Source organism: Thiohalophilus sp., from assembly GCF_031581315.1.
GTDB lineage: Bacteria > Pseudomonadota > Gammaproteobacteria > UBA6429 > Thiohalophilaceae > Thiohalophilus.
The window spans coordinates 1-5,129 of the sequence record NZ_JAVLAZ010000064.1; the positions used below are offsets into that span (position 1 = coordinate 1).

5 protein-coding genes are annotated in these 5,129 nt (G+C 58.8%); 2 read left to right on the forward strand and 3 right to left on the reverse strand.

The window, feature by feature from the left end:
* Positions 1–30: 30 nt before the first annotated feature.
* Positions 31–1,695: an energy-dependent translational throttle protein EttA gene (ettA, locus tag RI563_RS09685; protein WP_310694185.1), complete on the forward strand. Its 1,665-nt coding sequence runs from the start codon at positions 31–33 to the stop codon at positions 1,693–1,695.
* A gap of 27 nt (positions 1,696–1,722) precedes the next feature.
* Here ettA and RI563_RS09690 read toward each other — a convergent pair whose 3' ends face one another.
* The 3 genes from RI563_RS09690 to RI563_RS09700 all read right to left on the reverse strand — a co-directional run bounded on the left by RI563_RS09690 (position 1,723) and on the right by RI563_RS09700 (position 3,964).
* The gene (locus RI563_RS09690) at positions 1,723–1,989 is read right to left on the reverse strand and encodes a DUF6763 family protein (protein ID WP_310694174.1); all 267 of its coding nucleotides are present in this window, start codon (positions 1,987–1,989) and stop codon (positions 1,723–1,725) included.
* A gap of 244 nt (positions 1,990–2,233) precedes the next feature.
* On the reverse strand, positions 2,234–2,839 hold the full coding sequence (locus RI563_RS09695) for a DUF2914 domain-containing protein (protein WP_310694175.1): 606 nt from the start codon (positions 2,837–2,839) through the stop codon (positions 2,234–2,236).
* A 153-nt stretch (positions 2,840–2,992) separates the two neighbouring features.
* Positions 2,993–3,964 (reverse strand): 2-hydroxyacid dehydrogenase, encoded by a 972-nt coding sequence (locus RI563_RS09700; RefSeq protein WP_310694176.1) that lies wholly within the window; start codon positions 3,962–3,964, stop codon positions 2,993–2,995.
* Positions 3,965–4,071: 107 nt separating this feature from the next.
* On the opposite strand from RI563_RS09700, the gene hemH reads away from it, so the two are divergent.
* On the forward strand, positions 4,072–5,129 hold a 1,058-nt coding region (gene hemH / locus RI563_RS09705; protein ID WP_310694177.1), incomplete at its 3' end, for a ferrochelatase.

The window sequence follows — 5,129 nt, forward strand, 5'->3', positions numbered from 1 at the left end:
GAGACGATTTTCCCGGAGAAAAGCAGACCGATGGCTCAATATATCTACACCATGAATCGCGTCAGCAAGGTGGTCCCGCCCAAGCACACGATTCTCAAGGACATCTCCCTGTCGTTTTTCCCGGGCGCCAAGATCGGCGTACTGGGACTCAACGGCGCGGGTAAATCGACCCTGCTGCGCATCATGGCCGGCCTGGATACCGAGATCGAGGGCGAGGCCCGCCCGCAACCGGGGATCAACATCGGTTTCCTGTCCCAGGAGCCGGAACTGGATGAGAGCAAAACCGTCCGCGAGAACGTGGAAGGGGCGCTGCAACACATCAAGGACGCCCAGACCCGGCTGGAAGAAATCTACGCCGCCTACGCCGAGCCGGACGCCGATTTCGACGCCCTGGCCGCCGAACAGGGCGAACTGGAGAACCTGCTGCAGGCCACCGACGGCCACAACCTGGAGCGGACCCTGGAGATCGCCGCCGACGCCCTGCGCCTGCCACCCTGGGAGGCCGAGGTCAGCAAACTCTCCGGCGGGGAACGCCGCCGCGTGGCGCTGTGCAAGCTGCTGCTCTCCAAACCCGACATGCTGCTGCTGGATGAGCCCACCAACCATCTGGATGCCGAGTCGGTCGCCTGGCTGGAACGCTTCTTACATGATTACAGCGGCACCGTGGTGGCCGTGACCCATGATCGCTATTTCCTGGACAACGTGGCCGGCTGGATCCTGGAACTGGATCGCGGCGAAGGCATTCCCTGGCAGGGCAACTACTCCTCCTGGCTGGAACAGAAGGAAAAACGTCTGGAGATGGAAGAGAAGCAGGAAAAGTCGCGGATCAAGACCATCAAGAGCGAACTGGAGTGGGTCCGCACCAATCCCAAGGGGCGTCAGGCCAAGAGCAAGGCGCGCCTGGCCCGTTTTGAGGAGCTGTCATCCAAAGATTATCAAAAGCGTAACGAAACCAACGAGCTGTTCATTCCGCCCGGCCCCCGGCTGGGCGATCTGGTGGTCGAGGCCAATCATCTGCGCAAGGGCTTCGGCGACAAGCTGCTGGTCGATGATCTGAGCTTCAATCTGCCGCCGGGCGGCATCGTCGGCATCATCGGCCCCAACGGCGCCGGCAAGACCACGCTGTTTCGCATGCTGGTGGGCCAGGAGCAACCCGATGACGGCGAACTGCGTATGGGTGACACCGTGCAACTGGCCTATGTGGATCAAAGTCGCGACAGTCTGGATAGCAACAAAACTGTCTGGGAAGAGATCTCCGACGGCCAGGACATCATGAAGGTGGGTGATTTCGAGATCAATTCCCGCGCCTATGTCGGTCGCTTCAACTTTCGCGGCAGCGATCAGCAAAAACGGGTCGGCGATCTTTCCGGCGGCGAGCGTAACCGGGTGCATCTGGCCAAACTGCTTAAAAGCGGCGGCAACGTGTTGTTGCTGGACGAACCCACCAACGATCTGGATGTGGAAACCCTGCGCGCGCTGGAACAGGCCCTGCTCGAGTTTCCCGGTTGCGCGGTGGTGATCTCGCATGATCGCTGGTTCCTGGATCGCATCGCCACCCATATGCTGGCCTTCGAAGGCGACAGTCAGGTCACCTGGTTCGAAGGCAATTACGCCGATTATGAAGAAGATCGCAAGCGTCGGCTCGGCGATGACGCGCAGCCTCACCGCATCAAATATAAAAGTCTGGATAAATAACCACGGGCCGGTGGCGTGCCACCGGCTTTATGCGCCCCATTGGCGGGGATGATAATCCTCGGCCAGAATATTCAGCTCATCTTCGAACTCGTCAAACGGTCCACTGCCGTCATTGGGCTCGGCAATGGCAATCACCACCAGTTCGTCCCAGATATCCATTTCCAGTTCTTCCACATCCCCGTCATAAAACTGGATTTCGATACTCTCCTCGTCACTGGCCACGACTTCGAAAATCCGGTCATCGACATCCCGATACCACTGGCCCACAACAGGCTCAATCCGATGTTCTCGCATACGCCCTCCCCCCGAACCATCGCCGGTCGGGAATGATGCTTCATGGTTTGCGGCGGCACAGGCCACAATTAATACAGTAGCAGCAGGTCGATAAATGTCACCCCCGGGACGAGCAACGGAAACCGCTGTTTATTTTGTAACAGTCATTCAATATGGCACAGGTTGTGACGGTCGTAACAACAAAAAAGGCCTTTCATCTATGAAAGGCCTTGAACTTTATTATCTGAGTTGTTGAATCGCCGAACTATTCAAGATCGCCGGTATTCTCCATGTCACCGGTGTTTTCCATCTCGCCGGCAGCGGGCTCTTTGGACTCCGCAACATAGTCAAAGCTGTCTTCGGCAATCACCTCATTGGCGGCGTTGACCACACTGACACTCCATTCGCCGGTCCAGTCAGGCACAAACCGTTTGCTGGACCAGACACGCCAGCGCGGCCCCTTGACGTCGAATTCCACTTCGGCCATGACTTCGCCCTGATATTCCCAGCGATGCCTGGCGGTCTGACCTTCCATGTCACGCAGCTCGGTGAAGTAATAGACTTCCTGTGTGTCATTCTCCAGCTGGGCAACATTGTCCACCGGCTCACGATCCTCTATCCGGGTGGTAAATGCCGAGCGCATGACACTGCCGGAAGAAAAACCGCTCTGCTCCATCGCTGCGGCCTGGGCCTCGTTAACCTCATCCTCACCAGCCTGACCTTCACTGGCCTGATCCTGACTGACCTGTTGCTGCTCCTGTTCTGCAGCAGGGGTGTAAGGCATGCTGTCCTGTTCGTCTGTCGCGTCAGCGGCGACCAGCTGACCACTGGCAAGCAGCAGGGCCAGGGTGAATCCGTAATATGCTTTCATGGTGTCGCTCCCTTTGAGTCGGTATGCATGAATAATCAGGGTGCCTATGTAACGGCGTTTTGACAAAGAGTTCTGTGAGCTTATTCACAGCCTGTCGTACCCTGGTGTGACCGGCTTTGCAGCCTGTAAAAAAACCGAAAGCGACGATAGCGGCTACCACAGGGCATTGGGTACAGGTCCCCCGTCCAGATAAGCGGCAATATTATCCGCGACCTGATCGAGCAGTCGCTGACGTGCAGCCCGGCTGGCCCAGGCGATATGGGGTGTTACGATCAGGTTATTCAGTTGCGCCGACAATAGCGGGCTATCCACCGCCGGCGGTTCCTGCGCCAGCACATCCACGCCGGCCCCGCCGAGATGACCTTCCCGCAGCGCTTCATATAAAGCCAACTCATCCACAATGCCGCCCCGGGCGGTATTGATCAACAGGGCACCGGGTTTCATCAGGGCCAGCTGTTCGGCACCGATAAGATGGCGGGTCTCCCCGGTCAGCGGACAATGCAAGGAGACAATATCCGCCTTCTGCAACAGTTCCGTCAGTGCCAGTCGACCGGCACGTTGATCGTCAGCGTTGCGTCGCGCAATCAGACAACGCATTCCGAACGCTTCCCCCATGCGAGCCACCGCCTGGCCCAGTTCGCCGTAACCGATAATCCCGAGTGTCTTGTTCTGCAATTCTTCAATGCGATAGTCGAGCAGACAAAAATGCCGGCTTTGTTGCCAGCGTCCCTCACCCACTGCCTCACGATAGGCTGGCAGCTGGCGCAACAAGGCGAGAATCAACATGAACACATGCTGTACCACCGACGGGGTGGCATAACCGGTCACGTTGCACACCTGAGTGTTTTGATGGCGGGCCGCATCCAGATCCACATTGTTGACCCCGGTCGCGGCCACCGCGACCAGTTTCAGATCCGGCAACCGGGCAAGCTGCGCGGCATCCAGCACCACCTTGTTCGTGACCGCCACCTGGGCCCCTTGCAAACGTTCCACGACCACATCGGGTTCGGTAGACGTATGGTAATGCCAGTCGACGGGCAACGCGTTGATGGCCGCAAAGTCGAGATCGCCGTGATCCTCCACCCCGGCCACCAGACTGCCTGTATCCAGAAACACACCCTGCATCTCCCTCTCCCGCGCGCCCATAATAATGTACCGAGTATATTTGCCACTTTTGCCGGCGCGCAAACTCCGGGATAATCCCCGCTACACTCATCGACAAGGTTTGGCGCATGGCTTTCAAAGGCACGCCCGGTTTCACCCATCAACAGCCCGATCAAATTGGTATTCTGCTAACCAATCTTGGCACCCCCGACGCGCCGGGTACCGCGTCGGTGCGGCGTTATCTGGCCGAGTTTCTCGCCGATCCGCGTATTGTGGAAATGCCCCGCTGGCTGTGGCGGATTATCCTGCACGGGGTCATTTTGCGTATTCGCCCGCCGCGCGTCGCCCACGCCTACGCCAGCGTCTGGCGCGAGGACGGCGCGCCGCTGCTCGCCTACACCCGCAAGCAGGCCCGGGCCCTGCAACCGGTGCTGGAAACGGCGTTTCAACAACCACTCAAGGTGGCATTCGGAATGCGTTACGGCAACCCGTCGCTGGCGGACGGCCTGGCCGAACTGCAGGCTGCCGGGGTACGGCGTATTCTGGTGCTGCCCCTCTATCCGCAATATTCGGCCACCACTACCGCCTCCACCTTCGACGCCATTGCCGACGAACTGAAAACCTGGCGCTGGTTACCGGAGCTGCACATGCTGACCAGCTACCACGATCATCCCGGCTATATCAGCGCGCTGGGCAACAGTATCCGGCAATATCAGCAACAGCACGGCACGCCGCAAAAACTGCTGTTCTCCTTTCACGGCCTGCCCAAACGCTATTTGCTGGCCGGCGATCCCTATTTCTGCCAGTGCCACAAAACCGCCCGGCTGGTGGCCGATCAGCTCGGGCTGTCCGACGATGCCTGGCAGGTGACCTTCCAGTCCCGTTTCGGTCGGGAAGAATGGCTGAAACCCTATACCGATTTCACCCTCAAGGCACTGCCCGGCGAAGGCATCCGCCACGTACAGGTCATCAGTCCCGGCTTTGCCAGTGACTGTCTGGAAACGCTGGAAGAGATCGACATGCAGAATCGGGAATTTTTTCTCGAAGCCGGCGGCGAACGGTTCGACTATATCCCGGCCCTCAACGACCGCCCGGAGCATATCCGGTTTCTGGCCGATCTGATCGGCGAGCACACAGGCGCCTGGCAGGCGCTATCTTCCGTCAACACCGGGCAGCGCCAGCAACT

Bases quoted from the DNA above. Each gene is read 5' to 3' on its own strand.
- RI563_RS09690 (WP_310694174.1), bottom strand. From the start codon at position 1,989: ATGCGAGAACATCGGATTGAGCCTGTTGTGGGCCAGTGGTATCGGGAT.
- RI563_RS09695 (WP_310694175.1), bottom strand. From the start codon at position 2,839: ATGAAAGCATATTACGGATTCACCCTGGCCCTGCTGCTTGCCAGTGGT.
- ettA (WP_310694185.1), top strand. From the start codon at position 31: ATGGCTCAATATATCTACACCATGAATCGCGTCAGCAAGGTGGTCCCG.
- RI563_RS09700 (WP_310694176.1), bottom strand. From the start codon at position 3,964: ATGCAGGGTGTGTTTCTGGATACAGGCAGTCTGGTGGCCGGGGTGGAG.